We start from the raw sequence: 22,518 nt of genomic DNA on the forward strand, positions 1-22,518 counted from the left end.
GGTGGAACACCTCGCGCCCATTTCGAGGGTGCGACGGTGAAACTGTCTCGCGCCGGGCCGTCGTGCCCGGCGTGAGGCGCCACCGTCCCCGATGGCCCAGGCACATTCACGATGCCCAGGTGCACGGGTGCTCCGATCCGGTTTCGCCGTTCCGTACCCCTTGGTGGCGGTGCAATCTCGTGATCGGTCCCGTGCGTCTTCTCCGCCGTCCCCAAAAACTCTCCCCAAAGGTGTCGACAGGCATGCGCGAAAACCGTTCTCTTCCATCAGAAGTGGTGCCCGAGGAATCCTTCGAACTGACCGCCGCCCAGCAAGGCGTGTGGTACGGGCAGCTCATCGATCAGCACAGTCCGAAGTACAACATCGGGGAATGCTTCGAGATCGACGGCGAGCTCGACGAGGGGCTGTTCGCCGACGCGCTCGGCCGGGCGGCCGCCCTCTGCGACAGCCTCAACGTCGAGTTCGTCACCGAGGACGAAACGATCCGCCAGCGTGTCGTCCGCCGCTCCGCGGACCAGAGCGACCGGCTCCGTGTGGTCGACCTCACCGACGGCTCCACCGACCCCGTCACCGCGGCCGAACGCTACATGGCCGACGACATGGCCACCGTCGACCGGCTCGCCGCCCCGCACCACCACTTCGCGCTGTTACGCCTGGGACCCCGGCTGCACTACTGGTACATCCGCTACCACCACATAGCCGTCGACGGCCTCGGCGGTGCCGTCTTCGCCCGCACGGTGGCCGACCTGTACACGCGTGCGGTGCGCGGCGAGGACCTCGCCGAGGTCGAGCTGCCTGCCGCACCCCTGCGCGAGCTCCTGTCCGACGAGGCGGACTACCTCGGCTCGGACCGGTACGAGGCGGACCGTGCCTACTGGACCGCCAAGTTCACCGACCTGGGCGACCGCGCGAGCGCCGCTGACGGTGGTACCGCCGGGCCCGACGCGGACGCGCACGGCGGCACACCGCTCCTGTCCCGGCGCACCGACGTCCCGGCACCGGCCGCATCCGCCCCAGCCGACGTCTCGCTGCACACCGGCGACACCCTGCCCGTCACCACCCTCGACGGCCTGCGCCGGCTCGCCGCCGAGAACCGCACCAGCTGGAGCGCGGTCCTCGTGAGCGCGGTCGCGGCCTACGTCGGCCGGGTCACCGGAGACCGGGACGTCACCATCGGTCTCGCCTCCAACGGCCGCCACGGCGGCCTGCGGCACATCGTCGGCATGACCTCCAACATCCTGCCGCTCCGCCTGACCCTCTCCCCGGACATGACGGTCGCCGCCCTCGTGCGCGCCGTCGCCACCGAGATGCGCGGTGCCCTGCGACACCGCCGCTTCTCCCGCGAACAACTCGCCCGCGAACTGAACATGGCGGACGACGCGGCGCGCCTGACCGGCGTCGTGGTCAACGTGATGGGCTACGACTACGACCTCGACTTCGCCGGCAGCCCCGCCACCTCCCGTCTGCTCTCCATCGGCCCGGTCGACGACGTGTCCTTCTTCGTCTCCGAACGGTCCGAGGGCAGAGGGCCGCTGATCGGCTTCGACACCAACCCGGAGTTGTACCACCCCGAGGACGTACAGCTGCATCAGCGGGCCGTCGTCTCCTTCCTGACGGCTCTGGCGGGCGCGGACGCCGGCACCCCCCTCGGTGATCTGCCGCTCCTCGACGACGCCTCGGCCGAGGAGTTGCTCGGCCAAGGGCGTGGCACCGGCCTACCGGCCGGCACCGTGGCCACGAGCCTGCCCGAGGCGTTCGGCGCGCAGGCACGCCGGACCCCCCATGCCCCGGCGGTGGTGGACGGCGCCGTCACCCTCTCGTACCGGGAACTGGCGGCGGCGTCGCAGCAGGTGTCCCGAGCCCTGACCGGCCGTGGCATCGACGCCGAGGACGGCGTCGGGGTTCTCCTCGGGCGCTCGGCCGCCGTCGTCGCGGCCACGCTCGGTGTGGCGGGGGCGGGTGCCGCGTACGTGCCGCTGGACCCGGCCTGGCCCGACGAGCGGCTCAGCCGTGCCGCGGAGGTCTCCCGCCTGCGCGCTCTGGTGGTCGACGAGGCCGCCGCCGCTCAGCCCTGGGTGAAGGAGGCGGCCTCCCACCTGCCGGTGATCGTCGTCGACCGGGCCGGTTCGATCGTGCGCGGTGCTCCGGCGCGGCCGGGACCGCTGCCGGCCGTGGACCGCGGCGACCGGCTGGCCTACGTGATGTTCACCTCCGGTTCCACCGGTCTGCCCAAGGGCGTCGGCGTCACCCACTCCGACGTCCTCGCGCTGGCCGCCGACTCCGCCTGGCAGGACGGCGCCGCCGACGCGGTGCTGATGCACTCGGCGTACGTCTTCGACGCCTCCACGTTCGAGATCTGGGTCCCGCTCCTGAACGGCGGCCGGGTGGTCGTCGCTCCCGGCGGTGTCCTGGAGGCGCGGACCCTCGCGGACCTGGTGGCCCGGTACGGGGTGACCGCGGCCTTCCTGACGACGGCCCTGTTCGACGTGGTGGCCGAGGCGGACCCCGCGGCCTTCGCCGGACTGCGCCTGGTCGCCGCGGGCGGCGAGGCCGCCACCCCGGGCATGATGCAGCGCGTGGCCGCCGCCGCGCCCGGCACCCGGGTCCTGAACGTGTACGGCCCCACCGAGACCACGACCTTCGCCACCCGCCACCCCGTCGACGCCGGTACGGCGGGCGCGCCGCCCATCGGCCGGGCCCTCGACGGGATGCGCCTGTACGTACTCGACGACCACCTCGCCCTGGTGCCGCCCGGCATCGTGGGTGAGCTGTACGTCGGCGGCCCCGGGGTCGCCCGCGGCTACCAGGGCCGTGCCGCGCTCACCGCGACCCGGTTCGTCGCCGACCCGTACGAGGCGGGCGGCGACCGTATGTACCGCACCGGTGACCTCGTACGCTGGACCGCGCGCGGTGACATCGAGTACGTCGCACGGGCCGACGGGCAGGTCAAGCTCCGCGGGTTCCGCATCGAACCCGCCGAGATCGAGAACGCCCTGCTCACCGATCCGCAGGTGCGTGCCGCCCGCGTTCTGGTCCGGGAGGACACCCCCGGCGACCGCCGGCTGGTCGCCTACGTCGTACCCGCCCCCGGCGCCCGGGCGGACGACACCGCCCTGGCCGTCCGCCTCGGGCGCACCCTGCCCGCCTACATGGTGCCCTCCGCGTTCGTCACCCTCGACGCGCTGCCGCTGACCCCCAACGGCAAGGTCGACCGCCGCGCCCTGCCCGCGCCTCGCGCCGTCGCCACCAAGGACCGTGCCCCGCGCACCGCCTACGAGGAGGTTCTGGCGGGCCTGTTCGCCGATGTCCTGGGCGTGGCCGTCGGCGTCGACGACAACTTCTTCTCCCTGGGCGGCCACTCCCTGCTCGCCACCCGCCTCATCGGCCGCGCGCGGACGGCCCTGGGCGCCGAACTGGACCTGCGCACCCTCTTCGACCATCCCACGGTCGCCTCCCTCGCCGCCGCCCTCGACACCTCCGGCGCGGCCCGCCCCGCCCTCACCCGGCAGCAGCGGCCCGCCGCCGTGCCGCTCTCCTTCGCGCAGCAGCGCCTGTGGTTCCTGGGCGGACTCGAAGGCCCCAACGCCACCTACAACATCCCGCTCGTCCTCGAACTGGAGGGGCCCCTCGACCCGGACGCCCTGCGCGCGTCCCTGGCCGACGTGGTCGCCCGGCACGAGAGCCTGCGCACGGTCCTCGCCGAACAGGACGGCATCGCCCGGCAGGAAGTCCTCGACGCGGCCGTCGCCGCCGCGCTCGTCCCCCTCGTCCTCGAATCGCCCCCGCACGACGCGGCCCCCGACGCCTGGGCCGAGGAGGCGGTGCGCCGGCTGACCGCTGCGCCCTTCGACCTCGACGGTGACATCGGCATCCGGGCCCATCTGTTCCGCCTGGGACCGGCCCGCCACGTCCTGGCCCTCGTCCTCCACCACGTCGTCGCCGACGGCTGGTCCCTCGCCCCGCTCAGCCGGGACCTCGGCGCCGCCTACCGCGCCAGGACCGAGGGCACGGCCGCCCCCGACTGGCCCGCGCTGCGCGTGCAGTACGCCGACTACGCCCTGTGGCAGCGCCGCCTCCTCGGCGACGAAGGCGACCCGGACAGCCTGGCCGCACGCCAGCTCGCCTTCTGGCAGGAGGCGTTGCGCGGCGCCCCCGACCTGCTCGACCTGCCCCTCGACCGGCCCCGCCCGGCGGTGCCCAGCCACCGGGGCGACGCCGTCCCCTTCGAGCTGCCCGCCCCCGCGCACGCCGCGCTCACCCGGCTCGCCCGCGCCGCCGGCTGCACCCCCTTCATGGTGCTCCAGGCGGCCCTCGCCGTGACGCTGCACGCCCACGGGGCCGGTACCGACATCCCGCTGGGCACCGCGGTGGCCGGACGCACCGACGAGGCCCTGGACGATCTCGTCGGGTTCTTCGTCAACACCGTCGTCCTGCGCGCGGACCTGTCGGGCGATCCGACCTTCCGTGAACTCCTGGGCCGGACGGCGGAGTTCGACATCGCCGCCTTCAGCCACGGTGACCTTCCCTTCGAACGGCTCGTGGAGGCGCTCAACCCCGAGCGGTCCGGCGACCACCACCCGCTCTTCCAGACCATGCTGGTCCTGCAGAGCCAGGAGCGCGCGGCACTCGATCTGCCCGGCGTCACCGTCCACGACCGGTCCCGGCACACCGGCATCAGCAAGTTCGACCTGACGTTCTCGCTCACCGAGGTCACCGAGGTCACCGAGGTCACCGAGGTCACCGAGTCCATCGAGCTCACCGCCGTCAGCGATCCGGCGGAGCAGGGGGCCGACGCCGTCCCGGGCGGGATCGGCGGCTACCTGGAGTACGCCACCGACCTCTTCGACGCCGCCACCGCCCAGGCCCTGTGCGCCCGCTTCGCCCACGTCCTCACCCAGGCCGTGACCGACCCCGACCGGAGGATCGGCGACCTCGACCCGCTCGCACCCGGCGAGCGCGAGCGTCTCCTGCGCCAAGGACACGGCGAGGAACGGCCCTCGCCCCCGCGCACCGCCCCCGAAGCGGTCCGGGAGTGGGCCGAGCGCACCCCGCACGCGGTCGCCGTACGCGACGCGCACACCAGCCTCACCTACGCAGAACTCGACGCCCGCGCCGACGGCCTCGCCCAGGTCCTGCGGGAGCGGGGCGCGGGGCGCGGGGACCGGGTGGCCCTCGCCGCGCCGCCGTCCGTGGACACCGCCGTCGCCCTGCTGGCCGTCCTGCGGGCCGGCGCCGCCTACCTGCCCGTCGACCCGGAGTACCCGCCGGCCCGCATCCGGCACATGCTCGACGACGCCCGGCCCGTGCTGCTGCTCACCACCGCGGACATCCACCCCCAACTGCCCGTCGGCGACGTTCCCTGGCTCGCCCTCGACGACCCGGCCGCCCGGGTCGCGGGCGCCGCCGTGCCCACCCCGGCCGCACCGCGTCCGGCCGATCCCGCGTACGTCATCTACACCTCCGGCTCCACCGGACGCCCCAAGGGTGTCGTCGTGCCGCACGGCGCGCTGGCGAACCACATGGCCTGGATGGCCCGGTACCTGGGGCTCACCCAGGAGGACCGGATCCTCGCCCGCACCTCCACCAGTTTCGACGCCTCCGTGTGGGAGCTGTGGCTCCCGCTCATGAACGGCGGCGAAGCCTGTGTGCTGCCGCACGACGCCAACCGGGAACCCGGCGCCCTGGTCTCCTGGATGAGCCGGTTCGGCGTCACCGTGGCCCAGTTCGTGCCCTCGCACCTGACGCTGGTCCTCGCCGAGGCGGCACACGCCGCACCGCTGCCCGCCCTGCGGGCCGTCCTGTGCGGCGGCGAGCCGCTGCCGCGCGCCCTCGCCGACGACGTCGCCCGGCTGTGGCGGGCCGAGGTCCACAACCTGTACGGGCCCACCGAGGCGACCATCGACGCGACCGCCCACCACGCGACCGCCCACCACGCGACCGCCCACCACGCGACCGCCCACCACGCGGGCGGGCCACCACGCGGCGCGGCGGCCCCCGAACACACCGCGACCACCGGACACACCGCCGGCACGCCCTCCGAGACCGTGCCGATCGGCCGCCCGGTCGACACCATGCGTACCTACGTCCTCGACGGCCGAATGCGGCCCGTGCCGCCCGGCGTGACCGGCGAGCTGTACCTCTCGGGCCCCAACCTGGCCCACGGCTACCTGGAGCACCGGAGCCTGACCGCCGCCCGGTTCGTCGCCGACCCGTTCGGCGCCGCCGGCGCCCGGATGTACCGGACGGGCGACCTCGTACGGTGGAACGCCGACGGACTGCTCGCCTATGTGGCCCGCGCCGACGACCAGGTCAAACTCCGCGGCTTCCGCATCGAACTGGGCGAGGTCGCGGCCGCACTCCTGGCCCGCCCCGGCGTCACGGCCGCCTGCGCCGTGATCCGCGAGGACGTCCCCGGCCGGCCCCGCCTCGTCGCCTACGCCGTCACCGCGGACCCCGCCCCGCGCCCCACCGCCCTGCGCGACGCCCTGGCCGAGACCCTGCCGCACTACATGGTGCCCGGCACCGTCGTCGTCCTGGACGACCTCCCGCTCCTGCCCAACGGCAAGGTGGACCGCCGGGCCCTGCCCGAACCGGATCCGGAGACCGGCGCCGACAACGCCTCCGGGACCGGGCGGCGCACCCTCCAGGAGGACCTGCTCGCGGGGATCTTCGCCGATGTCCTGCACCGGCCCCAGGTGGGCCCGCACGACAGCTTCTTCGACCTCGGCGGCCACTCCCTCCTCGCCATGCGCGTGGTCAGCCGCGTCCGTACCGTCCTGGGCGCCGAGATCGCCGTACGCACGCTCTTCGAGCACCCGACCGTCGCCGGTCTGGCCCGCGCCCTCGGCACAGCGGACCGGGACCGCCCCGCGCTGGTGCCCGCGGAACGGCGGCCCGACCCGCTGCCGCTCTCCTTCGCCCAGCAGCGCCTGTGGTTCCTCGGCCGGCTCGAAGGGCCCAGCTCCACCTACAACATCCCGCTCGTCCTCGAACTCGACGGCTCCCTCGACCCGGACGCCCTGCGCGACGCCCTGGCCGATGTCGTCGAGCGGCACGAGGCACTGCGCACGGTCTTCCCGGAACGGGACGGGTCACCGCGTCAGCTGATCCTCCCCGCCGCCACCGCCCCGCCCGAGCTGCCGGTCGTGTCCACGTCCCCCGTTGAGCTGGAGGCGGCCGTCCTGGACGCGGTGCGCGAGCCGTTCGACATCACCACGGACCTTCCGCTGCGCGCCCTGCTCCTGCGTTCCGCACCCGACCACCACGTCCTGGTGCTCGTCCTGCACCACATCGCGGGCGACGGCTGGTCCCTCGCCCCGCTCGCCCGCCATCTCGGCCACGCCTACCGGGCCGAAATTGCGGGACAGCGGCCCGAGTTGTCGTCCGGCACCCCCCTCCAGTACGCCGACTACACCCTCTGGCAGCACGCCGTCCTCGGCGACGGCGCCGCATCCGACAGCGTCCTGAAGCAGCAGCTCGACCACTGGCACACCGCCCTCGCCGGGCTCCCCGGACTGATCGACCTGCCGCTGGACCGGCCGCGACCGGTGACCACCGACCCGCGGGGGGCCGTCCACACCTTCGATCTGCCCTCACCTCTGTACGCGCGGCTCCTGCTCCTGGCGCGGGAGTCGGGCAGCAGCCTGTTCATGGTGCTCCAGGCCGCCGTGGCCACCGTGCTGCACCGGCACGGTGCGGGCGACGACATCCCGCTCGGGACGCCGGTCGCCGGCCGCACGGACGAGGCGCTGGAGGATCTGGTCGGTTTCTTCGTCAACACCCTCGTGCTGCGCACGGACCTGTCCGGCGCCCCGACCTTCCGTGAACTGCTGGACCGTGTCCGCGAGTTCGACCTGTCCGCCTATGCGCACCAGGACGTGCCGTTCGAACGTCTGGTGGAGAGCCTGAACCCGGTCCGGGCGCGCAACCACCACCCGCTGTTCCAGACCATGCTGGTCCTGCAGAACCAGGAGACCGCCCGGCCCGACCTGCCCGGCCTCACCGTCGAGGACCGGCTCGTCCACAACGGCCTGAGCAAGTTCGACCTCACCTTCGCCTTCACCGAGGAGTTCACGGAGGAGCCCACCGAGGAGGAGGGCGCGGGCGCCCTCACCGCCGGGATCGAGTACGCCACGGCCCTCTTCGACCGGACCACCGTGGAGAGACTCGCGGCCCGCCTGGTCCGCCTCCTGGAGCAGGTGGCCGCCGACCCCTCACGGCCCCTGGCGGGCTACGACCTGATGGACGCGGACGAGCACGCCCGGGTCACCCGCTGGGGCAGCGGCCGCGCCCTGCCCGCCGAGCCCGCGGACGCCACCCTGCCCGCGCTCTTCGCGGACCGGGCGCGCCGCACCCCGGACGCCGTGGCGGTCACCGGCGACGGCGACACCCTGACGTACGCCGAACTCGACGGGATCTCCGACGCCCTCGCCCGCGCGCTGGCGGGTCTCGGTGTCGGCCCCGAGCGCGGGGTCGGCGTGCTGCTCGCCCGGTCGCCGGCCGTGGTGTCGGTCTCCCTCGGCACCGTCCGCGCGGCCGGTGCCTACGTCCCGCTGGACGCGCGCTGGCCCGCCGAACGGCTCGGCCAGGTCGCCGGAGTGGCGGACGTGCGGGTCCTCGTCGTCGACGAGGCGGCCCTCACCTCGCCCTGGGTGGCCGCGACGGCCGGGCGGATTCCGGTCCTCGTCGTGGACCGGCTCGGCCGGATCCTGCGGGGCGCCCCCGAGCGGCCCGGCCACCCGGCGGCGGTACCGGGCACCGCGTCCCTCGCCTACGTGATGTTCACCTCCGGCTCGACCGGCCTGCCCAAGGGGGTCGGCGTCACGCACGCCGACGTGGTCGCTCTCACCGCCGACTCCGCCTGGCAGGACGGCGCCGCCGACGCGGTGCTGATGCACTCGGCGTACGTCTTCGACGCCTCCACGTTCGAGATCTGGGCCCCGCTCCTGAACGGCGGCCGGATCGTCGTCACCCCGGACGGCGTCCTGGAGGCCCGCACCCTCGGGGACGCCGTCCAGGAGCACCAGGTGAGCGCCGTCTTCATGACGACGGCCCTGTTCAACGTGATCGCCGAGACCGATCCCGGCGCCTTCACCGGCCTGCGGCTGCTCTGCGCCGGGGGAGAGCTGGCCTCCCCGGACGCGATGCAGCGGGTCGCCCACACCGCGCCGGGCACACGTGTCCTGCACGTGTACGGACCCACCGAGACCACCACCTTCGCCACCCGCCACCAGGTGACGGCCGACCTGCCGTCCGGCCCACCACCCATCGGGCGCCCCCTGGACGGCATGCGCGGCTACGTCCTGGACGGCTCCCTGGTGCCGGTCCCGCCGGGTGTCGTGGGCGAGCTGTACCTCGCCGGACGCGGCGTGGCACGGGGGTACACCGGGCTCCCGGGGCTGACCGCCACGCGCTTCGTCGCCGACCCGTTCGACCCCGCCGGCGGGCGCATGTACCGCACCGGCGACCTCGTCCGGTGGACCCGCGAGGGACACATCGCCTACGTCACCCGCGCCGACGGCCAGGTGAAGCTGCGCGGCTACCGCATCGAACTCGGCGAGATCGAGGGCGTGCTGGCCCTGTGCGAGGGGGTCGCCGACTCCTTCGCCGTCGTACGCGAGGACATCGCGGGCGACCGTCGCCTCGTCGCGTACGTGGTGCCGGCCGCCGGCGCCCGTCCCGAACCGGGCGACCTCGCCCGGGCCGTCGGCCGGTCCCTGCCCGCCTACATGGTGCCCTCGGCGTTCGTCCTGCTCGACGCGTTGCCGCTGACCCTCAACGGCAAGGTGGACCACCGCGCCCTGCCGGCGCCCGACCAGCACGCCCCGGTCCGCGGCCGCACCGCCCGTACCGCCCGCGAGGAGATCCTGTGCGGGCTCTTCGCCGACGTCCTCGGCCTCGACGAGGCCGGCGTCGACGACGACTTCTTCACCCTGGGCGGCCACTCCCTGCTCGCCACCCGCCTCGCCGCCCGCATCCGCACCGCCCTCGGCGTGGAGATCCAGGTCAAGGCCCTCTTCGAGCACCCCACCCCGGCCGCGCTCGCCGCCGTACTGGACGGTGCCGAACAGGCCAGGAACCCCCTGGAGCGGGTGGGCGACCGCCCCGATCCACTGCCGCTGTCCTTCGCGCAGCAGCGCCTGTGGTTCCTCAACCGGCTGGAGGGGCCCAGCGCCACGTACAACGTGCCCCTCGTGCTGCGGCTGGACGGGCCGCTCGACGCGGAGGCCCTGGAGAGCGCCCTCACGGATGTCGTGCGACGGCACGAGAGCTTGCGCACCGTCTTTCCCGAGACCGACGGGGTGGCACGCCAGCTCGTCCTGGACGCCGATGGCGCCGATCTCGACCTGACCCCCCTCGACACCGACCCCGCCCGCCTGGACGCGCTGCTGACCACCGAGGTGGGCCACGCCTTCGACGTGGCCGCCGAGATCCCTGTCCGGGCCCGGCTGGTGCGGCTCGGCGCCGAGGCCCACGTCCTCGTGCTGGTCCTCCACCACATCGCGGGCGACGGCTGGTCCCTCGCCCCGCTCGCCCGTGACCTGGGGGAGGCGTACCGCGCGCGGGCCGAGGGCGAGGAACCCTCCAGGCCGGAGCTCGCCGTCCAGTACGCCGACTACACCCTGTGGCAGCGCGCCCTGCTCGGCGACGAGAACGACCCCGCCAGCCAGGCCGCCCGACAGCTGGACTTCTGGCGCACCGCGCTCGCCGGCGCCCCGGAACTGCTCGACCTGCCCCTGGACCACCCGCGCCCAGCCGTCCCCGCCCACCGGGGCGACGCGTTCGCCTTCCCCGTCGAGGCGGAGACCCACCAGGCCCTGACCGCGCTCGCCCGGGCGCGCGGATGCAGCCTCTTCATGGTGCTCCAGGCGGCCCTGTCGGTACTCCTGGCCCGGCACGGCGCCGGAGAGGACATCCCGCTCGGCACCGCCGTGGCCGGACGCACCGATGAGGCGCTGGACGACCTGGTGGGCTTCTTCGTCAACACCCTCGTCCTGCGCACCGACCTGGCCGGAGATCCCACCTTCGGCGAAGTCCTGGACCGGGTGCGGGAGTTCGACCTGTCGGCCTATGCCCACCAGGACGTACCGTTCGAGCGGCTGGTGGACTCGCTCGACCCGACCCGCGCCCAGAACCACCACCCGCTGTTCCAGACCATGCTCGTCCTCCAGAACCAGGCGGACGCCACCGTCGACCTGCCCGGTCTCACGGTGACCGGCCAGCCGGTGCACACCGGCATCAGCAAGTTCGACCTGACCTTCACCTTCAGCGAGACGTACGACGAAGCGGGCCGCCCCGCCGGCCTGGACGGCCATCTGGAGTTCTCCACCGAACTCTTCACCCACGCCACCGCCCACACCCTGGCCGCCCGGCTGACCCGGCTGCTCGCCACCCTCGCCGCCGACCCCGGTCTGCACGTCCACGCCGTCGACATCCTGGAGGCGGCCGAGCGGCAGGGCCTGGAGCGCACCGCCCACGGCCCCGTACGGCCGGTGGCCGCGCGCACGGCGCCGGAGGCGTTCCGCGCGCAGTGCGCCCGGACGCCCGACGCGGTGGCCGTGCGGGAGGGCGCGCACCGCCTCACCTTCGGCGAACTCGACGCGCTCTCCGACGACCTGGCCCACCACCTGCACGGCCGGTCCATCGGCCGAGGCGACCTCGTCGCCCTCGCCCTGGAGGGAACCGCCGACCAGGTCGTCGCCATGCTCGCGGTGGCCAAGGCCGGGGCCGCCTATCTGCCCATCGACCTGGAGTACCCCGAAGCGCGCGTCACCCACATGCTCCAGGACGCCCGCCCGGCGCTGCTCCTGACCCACGGCACCGCCCGAACCGAGCGGTACGCCCGGTCCGTCCCCTGCCTCGCACTGGACGACCGGGCGGCCTGGTCCACCGGAAGCGCCGCACCGGCCGGCGTGGCACCGGACCCGCGCGACACCGCGTACGTCATCTACACCTCCGGTTCCACCGGCCGCCCCAAGGGCGTCCTGGTCACCCACGCCTCGCTCACCAACCACATGGCCTGGATGGCCGGCCACCTCGGCCTCTCCGCCGACGACCGGGTCCTCGCCCGCACCTCCCCGAGCTTCGACGCGTCGGTCTGGGAGACCTGGCTGCCGCTCCTGCACGGCGGCTCCTCCTGCCCGGTGCCGCCCGCCGTCAACCACGAGCCGGCCGCGCTGCTGGCCCGGATGCGGGAAGCGGGCGTGACCGTCGCCCAGTTCGTGCCCTCGCACCTCGCGGTCGTCCTCGCCGAGACCCGCCCCGACCAGGCACCCGCCACCCTGCGGGCCGTCCTGTGCGGCGGCGAGCCCCTGACCCGGTCGCTGGCGGAGCGCGTCGGAGCGGACTGGGGCACCGAGGTGCACAACCTCTACGGACCCACCGAGACGACCATCGACGCCACCGCCCACCACCACCGGGGCGAGGAGAGGGACACCCCGGCGGGGGAGGGGACCGTGCCGCTCGGCCGCCCCGTCGACAACACCCGCGCCTACGTCCTGGACGCGAACCTCCAGCCGGTGCCGCCGGGTGTCACCGGCGAGCTCCACGTCGCGGGCGACGGCCTCGCCCGCGGCTACCTGGGCCGCCCCGGCCTGACCGCCGCCCGGTTCGTCGCCGACCCGTACGGCCCGCCCGGCAGCCGCATGTACCGTACGGGCGACCTGGTCCGCCGGGACGCCGACGGCCTGCTCACCTACGTCTCGCGCGCCGACGACCAGGTCAAGCTGCACGGCTTCCGCATCGAGCTCGGCGAGATCGAGGCCGCCCTCACGGCGCTGGACGGGATCACCGCCGCCTGCGCCCTCGTCCGCGAGGACCGGCCGGGCGAGCGGCGCCTGGTCGCCTACACCGTGCCCGCCCGGCGCGCGGGCACCGAACCCCTCACCGACGCCGAACTGCGGGCCGGGCTGGCGTCGGCCCTGCCGCCGTACATGGTGCCCGCCGTCTTCGTCACCCTGGACGCGCTGCCGCTGCTGCCCAACGGCAAGACCGACCGGCGCGCCCTGCCCGCCCCGGCCCGCACCGCCGCCACCCGGCCGGGAGGGCAGCCGCGCACCGCACCGGAACGCGTGCTGTGCGAGGTGTTCGCCTCCGTCCTAAGCGCCCCCGCCGTCCGTACCGACGACGACTTCTTCGCGCTCGGCGGCGACAGCATCCTCTCCATCCAACTGGTCAGCCGGGTCCGCGCGGCCGGCCTCGGCGTCACCCCGCGCGACGTCTTCGTCCACCGCACGCCCGAGGCCATCGCGGCTGTAGCCACCGCCCTCGACCAGGACACCGCCGTACCGGCGGAACAGGGCGCCGGCGAGATGCCGCCGACCCCCATCGTCGCCTGGCTGCTGGAGCGGCCCGGCGCCACGGACGGCTACAACCAGTCCGGGGTGCTGCGCACGCCCGCGGGCGCCGGCGAGGAGGCGCTCGTCGCCACCCTCCAGCTCCTCATCGACCACCACGACATGCTCCGCCTGAAGGTCACCCGCCCGGCCGGCGGCGAGCCCGTACTCGAAGCCCTGCCGCCCGGCGCCGTGCCGGCCCGCCGCCGCTTCACCCGGGTCGACGTCGCGGGTCTGGCCCCCGACGCCGTCCGCGCCGCCCTCACCGAGGCCGGCGAAGCGGCCCGCGGCCGGCTGCGGCCCGCGCACGGGGAGGTGATCGAGGCCGTGTGGTGCGACGCCGGGCCGCACACCCGCGGACGGCTGCTGCTCGTCGTGCACCACCTGGCCGTCGACGCCGTCTCCTGGCGCATCCTCGCCGCCGACCTCGCCACCGCCTGGCAGGCCGTCACCGGCGGGGCGGGCGCGGCACTGCCCGCCGTCGCCACGCCCTACCGGAGCTGGGCGCACCTCCTCGCCTCGCAGGCGCGCGGTGCCGCCCGCGAAGCCGAACTCCCGCTGTGGGAGACGGCGCTGAGCACCCCCGACCCCCAGCTCGGGTACCGGCCGCTCGACCCGCACCTGGACACCGCCGACCGCACCCGCACCCTGACCGCCCGTCTCCCCGCCACCTGGACGAAGCCCCTGCTCACCACCGTCCCCACCGCCTTCCACGCCGGGGTGGACGACGTCCTGCTCACCGGCCTCGCCCTCGCCGTCAGCTCCTGGCGGGCGCAACGGGCCGGTGACCGGACGGGGGAGAGCGGCCTGCTCCTCGATCTGGAGGGGCACGGACGCGAGCAGATCGCCGACCACGTCGACCTGTCCCGCACGGTCGGCTGGTTCACCAGTCTCTATCCGGTCCGGCTCGACCCCGGACCCGTCGACGCCCGCCAGCCGGGGAACTTCGACGCCGCCCTGGTGGAACGCGCCCTCAAACGCGTCAAGGAACAGCTGCGGACCGTCCCCGACCACGGCGTCGGCTACGGAATGCTGCGCCACCTCAACCCGGCCACCCGCCCCCGCCTCGCCGCCGCGCCGCAGCCCCAGATCGGCTTCAACTACCTGGGCCGGTACGCCGCTCCGTCCAGGGCGGCCGACGCGAACGGGGACCCGGGCACCGACTGGGAGGTCCTGCTCGACGGCGGCGGACCGCGCAGCCAGGACCCGGACATGCCCGTCCACCACGTCCTCGACATCAACGCGCACACCGAGGACCTGCCGGAGGGCCCCCGCCTGGTGATCCGCTGGACCTGGCCCGCCGACCTGCTCAAGGAGGCCGACGTGGAGATCCTGTCCGACACCTTCATCCGCGCCCTGCGCGCCATCGCCGAACACGCCGAACGACCTGACGCGGGCGGTTACACGCCGTCCGACCTTCCGCTGGTCTCGCTCAACCAGGCCCAGATCGACCGACTGCAGAACAAGTGGGGTGGACGCAAGTGACCGGGTTCCAACTGGAGGACGTACTACCGCTGACGCCGTTGCAGGCGGGCATGCTCTTCCACGCGCTGTACGACTCCCACGCCGTGGACGTCTACACCGCGCAGTTCGTCTTCGACCTCGAAGGCACCGTCAGCGTCCCGGCGCTGCACGCCGCCGTCGGCGGTCTGCTGCGCCGCCACCCCAACCTGCGGGCCGGCTTCCTCCACGAGGACCTGGAGGAGCCGGTGCAGGCCGTCGCCGCCGAGGTGCCGGTGCCGCTGGAGGAGCTCGACCTGACCGTGGCGGACGGCACGGGCACGGCACCGGAGCGGCTCGCCGCGTTCCTCGCCGCCGACCGCACCCGCCGCTTCGACCTCACCACCCCGCCGCTGATGCGGTTCACCCTCGTGCACACCGGACCGCAGCAGCACCGGCTGGTCATGACGAGTCATCACATCCTGCTCGACGGCTGGTCGATGCCCCTGCTCGTACGCGAACTCTTCGAGCTGTACGCGCGGGGCGGCGACGACAGCTCCCTGCCCCGGGTCGCCCCCTACCGCACCTACCTCGCCTGGCTGGCCCAGCAGGACCGCGGAGCTGCCCTGGACGCCTGGCGCACCGCCCTGGACGGGATCGAGGCGCCCACGCTGCTGGCCGGGCGCCCCACCGCGGACGTGCCGGGCTCCGGTGAACTCCCCGAGACCCTCGTGCTCGACCTGGACGAGGCCACGACGCACCGGCTCCGCGAGAGCGCCCGCGCCCACCGGCTCACCCTCAACACCCTGGTCCAGGGCGCCTGGGGCCTGCTGCTCGCCCGTCTCACCGGACGGCCCGACGTGGTCTTCGGCACCACCGTCTCCGGCCGCCCGCCGGAGGTGCCCGGGATCGAGTCGATGGTCGGCCTGTTCATCAACACCGTGCCGGTGCGGCTCCGCCCGGTACCGGGTGAGACCCTGGCCGCGCTCCTGACCCGGCTCCAGGAGGAGCAGGGCCGCCTTCTCGGCAGCCAGTACGTCGGACTGACCGAGATACGCGGCGTCACCGGACTGGACGAACTCTTCGACACCCTCGCCGTGTTCGAGAACTATCCGATGGACGCCGAGGCCCTGCGCACCGCGCAGCGGCAACTGCCCGGCCTCAGCGTCACCGGGTTCAGCGGCACCGACGCGGCCCACTACCCGCTCACCCTCACCATCGCTCCGGGCGACGCGCTGCGGATCACCTTCGGATTCCGGGCCGCCGCCCTGGACCGCGACGAGGTGGCCCGCACGGTCGCCCGCATGCGGCGCCTGCTGACCGTGATGGCGCAGGGGCTCGACCACCGCGCCGAGGCCGTCTCCGTACTCCTGGACGGCGAGCGCGACACGCTGCTCGCCCAGGGGCGTGGCGCCGCACTCCCCGAAGGCGCGACGGACGTGGGTGTCCCGGACGCCCTCGCCCGGCTGGCCGCCCGCCACCCGGACGCGGTGGCGGTCTGCGGCGCCGGCGAGGAGTTGACGTACCGACAACTCCAGTCGCTCTCGGAAGGGTTGGCGGGCGCCCTGGCCGGCCACGGGATCGGCGCCGAGGAGGGCGTCGGCATCCTCCTGGGACGCTCGACCGCCCTGGTCACCGCCTCCCTCGCGGCCCTGCGCGCGGGCGCCGCCTACGTGCCCCTCGATCCGGCCTGGCCCGCCGAGCGGCTCAGCCGGGTCGCCGAGGTGGCCGCCCTGCGTGCCGTGATCGTCGACGAGGCCACCCGCGACAACGACTGGGTGCGGCGACTGGGGCCCGATGTGGCCGTGCTGACCGTCGACGCCGCGGGCCGGGTCCGGCAGGGAGGACCGGCCGCCCCCGGAGCCCTCCCCGCCTCCACCGGTGGCGCCCGGCTCGCGTACGTGATGTTCACCTCCGGCTCCACCGGCCTGCCCAAGGGCGTCGGCGTCACCCACGCCGACATCACCGCCCTCACCGCCGACCGGACCTGGGGGGACGGGGCGTCCGACGCCGTCCTGCTGCACTCGGCGTACGTCTTCGACGCCTCCACCTTCGAGATCTGGGCCCCCCTGCTGAACGGCGGCCGGGTGGTCGTGGCCCCCGCCGGGGTCCTGCAGCCCGCCGTGCTCCGGGACCTGGCGACCCGGCACGGTGTGACGGCGGCGTTCCTGACGACGGCCCTGTTCAACGTCATCGCCGAGACCGACCCCGGTGCCCTCGGCCTGCTCCGCCTGGTCGCCGCCGGGGGAGAGGCCGCCGCGCCCGGAGTCCTCCAGCGGCTCGCCGCCGCCCACCCCGCCACCGCAGTCCTCAACGTCTACGGGCCCACCGAGACCACCACCTTCGCCACCCTCCACCGCGTCCCCTCCGAGGGCGCGTCCGCAGGAGTGCCCCCGATCGGCCGACCGCTCGACGGCACGCGCGCCTACGTCCTGGACGCGGGGATGAGGCCCGTGCCACCCGGTGCCGAGGGCGAGCTGTACGTCGCGGGGCCCGGGGTCGCGCGCGGCTACCTGGGACGCCCCGGCCTCACCGCCACCCGGTTCGTCGCCGACCCGTTCGCCGGGACCGGGGAGCGCATGTACCGCACCGGTGACCTCGTGCGCCGGGACGCCGACGGGACCCTGCACTACGTGGCCCGAGCCGACCAGCAGGTCAAACTCCGCGGTCACCGCATCGAACCCGCGGAGATCGAGGCGGCCCTCCTCACCGACCCCTCCGTGCGCGCCGCCTGCGTCCTGGTCCGCGAGGACCTGCCCGGCGACCGCACCCTCACCGCCTACGTCGTCCCCACACCCGGACACACCCCGGACCCGGACCTGCTCACCGCCCACCTCGGCCGCCGGCTGCCCGCCTACCTGGTGCCGGCCGCCATCCAGCCGCTCGACGTCCTGCCGATGACCCCCAACGGCAAACTCGACCGGGCCGCCCTGCCCGCGCCCGCCACCTCGCCCGGCGCACCGGGCCGGGCGCCGCGCGGCGCCCGTGAGGAGATCCTCGCCGGGCTCTTCGCCGACGTGCTCGGCGTGGCCCGGGTCTCCGTCGACGACAACTTCTTCGCCCTGGGCGGCCACTCCCTGCTCGCCACCCGCCTGGTGGGCCACGTGCGCACCGCCCTGAACACCGAGACCGAGATCCGTACCCTGTTCGAGAACCCCACCGTCGCCACGCTCGCCGCCGCCCTGGAGGAGGCGGACCGCCCGGCGCGTCCCGCCCTCGTCCCGCAGGAGCGCCCCGCCGCGCTCCCGCTCTCGTACGCCCAGCAGCGCCTGTGGTTCCTCCACCGGCTGGAGGGCCCCTCCGCCACGTACAACATCCCCTTCGCCGCACGCGTCGACGGGCCCCTCGACACTGAAGCCCTGCGTCAGGCCCTGCTCGACGTCGTCACCCGGCACGCCGCCCTGCGCACCGTCTTCCCCGAGGGCGGTCAGGGGCCGCGCCAGCACATCACCGCGCCCGACGACGTCCGCCTGCCGTTCGTCCTCGAAGCCGTCGAGCCGAACGAGGCCGCCGACCGGATCGGGGCCGCCGCGACCGAGCCGATCGACATCGAGCACCAGCTCCCGCTCCGGGCGACCCTGCTGCGCCTGGCCGACGGCGTCCACGTCCTGGTCCTGGTGATCCACCACATCGCCGCCGACGGCTCGTCCCTGGCACCTCTCACCCGGGACCTCGGCACCGCCTACCGGGCCCGCACTCGCGCCGAACCGCCCGCCTGGAGCGAACTGCCCGTCGACTACGCCGACCACACCCTCTGGCAGCGCCGCCTGCTCGGCGACGAGCACGACCCCGAAAGCGTCGTGTCCCGCCAACTCGTCCACTGGAAGCGCGCGCTGGACGGGCTGCCCGAGATGATCGAGCTGCCGTGGGACCGGCCGCGGCCCGCCGTGCCCCGGCACACCGGCGCCACCCACCACTTCACCCTCGACCCCACCACCGCCCGACAGGTCACCGGCCTCGCCCGCGCCACCGGATGCAGCGTCTTCATGGTGCTCCAGGCCGCCCTGTCCCTCGTGCTCTCCCGGCACGGCGCCGGCGACGACATCCCGCTGGGCACGGCCGTCGCCGGACGCACCGACGAGGCCGCCTCCGACCTCGTCGGCTTCTTCGTGAACACGCTGGTCCTGCGCACGGACCTGACCGGCGACCCGACCTTCCTCGAACTCCTGGACCGGGTCAAGGAGTTCGACCTCTCCGCGTACGCACACCAGGACGTCCCCTTCGAGCGCCTGGTCGAACTGCTCAACCCCACGCGCTCGCAGAACCACCACCCGCTCTTCCAGACCATGCTCATCCTGCAGAACCACACCCCTGCCGCACCCCTCGACCTGCCCGGCCTCACCGTCACCGGTGTGGAGGCCGACCCCGGGGTGGCCAAGTTCGACCTGTCGTTCACCTTCACCGAGACGCACGACGAAGGCGGCGGCGCGCCGAGCGGTATGCGGGGAGCGGTCGACTACGCCAGGGAACTCTTCGACCCGGCCACGGTCCGCGACCTCACCGAACGGCTCACCCTGCTGCTGGGCGCCGTCTCCGCCGACCCCGACCGTCCGCTGCGTGACTACGACGTGCTCACCAGCGCCGAGCGCACCCGTCTCACCGCCTGGGGCACCGGCCCGGACCAGGACGCGCCGGCCTCCACGGTCCCCGAGCTCTTCGGGCAGTGGGTCCGGCGCACCCCCGACGCCCCCGCGGTCCGCGACGCGGACACCACCCTCACCTACGCCGAACTCGACGCCCGCGCCGACGCCCTCGCCCACCACCTCGCCGCACGGGGCATCGGCCCCGACGACCGGGTGGCGGTCGCCCTGCCCCGCACCCACGAACTCGTCGTGGCCCTCCTCGGCATCCTCAGGAGCGGGGCGGCCTACGTGCCGCTCGACCCCGACTACCCGGCCCAGCGCCTGTCCTACATGCTCGACGACGCCCGGCCGCGCCTGCTCCTCACCACCCCCGCCATCCACCGCCGGCTCCCCGCGTCACCGGTGCCGTACCTGCACATCGCCGGCCTCGCGGACAGCACCGCCCCGGCCGCCCCGATCCGGCCCCCGCTCCCGGCGCACCCGGCCTACGTCATCTACACCTCCGGCTCCACCGGCCGCCCCAAGGGCGTCGTGGTCACCCATCGGGGCGCGGGCGCCATGGCCAGGAGCCAGAGCGAGCGGCTGCGCGTCACCCCGGGCAGCCGGGTGCTGCACATGGCCTCCGTCAGCTTCGACGCGGCGTTCTGGGAGCTGTGCATGGGGCTGCTCTCCGGGGCCTGCCTGGAGATCGACGAGCGCGACGCCCTGCTGCCCGGCCCGACCCTCGCCGCCCTGGTCCGCGATCGGGGCATCACCCACCTGACCCTGCCGCCCGCCGCCCTCGCCGTGATGCCGCCCGGCTCGCTGCCCACCGGGACTACGATCGTCCTCGCCGGTGAGGCGTGCACGCCGGCCCTGGTGCGCTCCTGGGCACGGGACCGGTTCCTCGTGAACGCCTACGGCCCCACGGAGACCACGGTCTGCGCCACCATGAGCGCCTTCCAGTACGCGGAGGGGCCACTCGCCCCCGACCGCACCGTGCCCATTGGCGTCCCCGTCGACGGCACCCGTATCCATGTCCTGGACGACCGGCTGGCGCCGGTGCCGCCCGGCGTCGTCGGCGAGCTGTACGTGTCCGGTGCCGGAGTGGCCCGCGGCTACCACGGCCGGGCCGCCCTGACCGCGTCGCGGTTCGTCGCCGACCCGTTCGACCGGACGGGGGGCCGGATGTACCGCACCGGGGACCTGGTGCGCTGGACGGCCGAGGGGGAACTCGTCTACGTCTCCCGCGTCGACGACCAGGTCAAACTCCGCGGCTTCCGCATCGAACTCGGAGAGATCGAGGCCGCCCTCACCGCCCTGCCCGGGGTGGCAGCGGCCTGCGCCGTCGTCCGCGAGGACCGGCCGGGCGACCGACGCCTGGTCGCGTACACCGTACCCGCGGACGGGGCGGCGTTCCCGGACGAGGCCGGGACGCGCGCCCACCTCGCCACCACCCTGCCCAGCCATATGATCCCCGCCGCCTTCGTACGGCTCGCCGCCCTGCCCGTCACCCCCAACGGCAAGACCGACCGGCGCGCCCTGCCCGCACCCGAGGTGACCGCTCCGACCGGGAGCCGCGCGCCCCGCACCGACCGCGAACGCGCGCTGTGCGAGGTCTTCGCCGAGACGCTCGGTGTGCCCCAGGTCGGGGTTTCGGACGACTTCTTCGCCCTGGGCGGCCACTCGCTGCTCGCCGTGACCCTCGCCCAGCGGATCGGGGAGCGCTGCGGCCAACGCCCCTCCCTGCGGGACCTGTTCGCGGCGCCCACCGTCGAGGGCATCGACAGGCTCCTGGGGCACATCGCGGGGGAGCGGGACGCGGAGCACATCCTCGCCCCGGACCTCACCTCCGAGGTCCGGCTGGCCGCGGACATCCAGGGCACCGCCCGGGACATCCCGGACGGCACCTCGGTCCCCGCGGCCCCGGTGCCCGCGCCCACCCGCAGCCGGCCCCTTCGCCCGTCCCTGCGCCCCCTGCTCACCGGTGCCTCCGGCTTCCTCGGCGCGTTCCTCCTGCGCGACCTCATCGAGGTCACCGACGGTCCGGTCGACTGTCTCGTACGAGCCGAGAACGAGCGCGACGCGGCGCACCGGCTGCGGGCCAACCTGGAGCACTACGGCCTCTGGCACCCCCGGTACGCGGAACTGATCCGCCCCGTCCCCGGCGACCTCGCCGCCCCCGGCCTCGGACTGTCACCCGATGCCCGGGCCGCCCTGGCCCGCCGTCTCGGCCCGGTTCTGCACAACGGCGCACGGGTCAACTTCGCCGCCGCCTACGGTGATCTGCGCGCCCCGAACGTGGTGGGCACCGAGGAACTGCTGCGCCTGCTCGCCGACTCCGCCTCACCCGGGATGCACTACGTCTCCACGACCAGCGTCCACGCCCCCTCACCGGACCTCGGGCCGGCCACCATCACGGAGACGACCCCGACGGGTCCCGCGACCGCACTGCCCGACGGATACGCGCAGAGCAAATGGGTCGCGGAGGGGCTCGTCGCGCTGGCCCGCGAACGCGGCCTGCCCGTCACCGTCCACCGGCCCGGCCGCATCAGCGGGGACACCACCACCGGGGCCTGCCAGGACCGCGACCTGCTGTGGCAGCTCATCAAGGGCTGCCTCCAGGCGAAGGCGGTACCGGACCTGCCGCACGGGTCGACCGACTGGGTGCCCGTGGACTACGTCAGTGCGGCGATCGTGGCCTTCTCCACCTCCGGCCGGAGGGGCCCGGAGACGTATCACCTCACCAATCCGGACGCACCGGGCCTGGACCGCGTCTTCGAGGCGGCCGCCCGGCTCGGCCACGAGCTGCGGACCGTCACCGCGGCCGACTGGCAGGCGCGGGTGGCCGCACAGCACGACAACGCGGCCCAGCTGTTCCTCGGCGGCGAGGACCAGAGCCGGCAGGCGGCGACGGACCACCGGCGCTTCGACTCCACCCGGACGGCCAAGGCGGCGGCCGACCTGGGGGTTCACCTGCCCCAGCTGACCGACGAGACCCTGGACCGCTACCTGGCCTACTTCCACGGAACAGGCTTCCTGCCGCGGCCCTCAACGGTCACGTCATGATCCGGAGCCGGGCCGCCCGGCGGTAGGCGAGGGCCGCTCCGGCCGGCGACCGTGGCCCGGGACGTCGCCTGACGCCGGGTATCGCCGGCTCGAAAGCTGTGGGGTCGGTGCGC

Annotated in this window: 2 protein-coding genes; both read left to right on the forward strand. The window is 74.6% G+C overall.

Annotated elements, in window-relative coordinates:
- The first annotated feature begins 242 nt into the window (after positions 1 to 242).
- Positions 243 to 14,819, forward strand: coding sequence for an amino acid adenylation domain-containing protein (locus tag ACIQAK_RS20380; protein ID WP_366390227.1), 14,577 nt, complete (start codon positions 243 to 245; stop codon positions 14,817 to 14,819).
- The gene (locus tag ACIQAK_RS20385) at positions 14,816 to 22,405 is read left to right on the forward strand and encodes an amino acid adenylation domain-containing protein (protein ID WP_366390226.1); all 7,590 of its coding nucleotides are present in this window, start codon (positions 14,816 to 14,818) and stop codon (positions 22,403 to 22,405) included. Before ACIQAK_RS20380 ends, ACIQAK_RS20385 begins: the two co-directional genes overlap by 4 nt.
- The last annotated feature ends 113 nt before the right edge of the window (positions 22,406 to 22,518 follow it).

This window comes from Streptomyces sp. NPDC088706 (genome assembly GCF_044752765.1).
Lineage (GTDB): Bacteria > Actinomycetota > Actinomycetes > Streptomycetales > Streptomycetaceae > Streptomyces.

Coding starts and splice junctions, on each gene's coding strand:
- ACIQAK_RS20380 (WP_366390227.1), top strand. CDS start 243: ATGCGCGAAAACCGTTCTCTTCCATCAGAAGTGGTGCCCGAGGAATCC.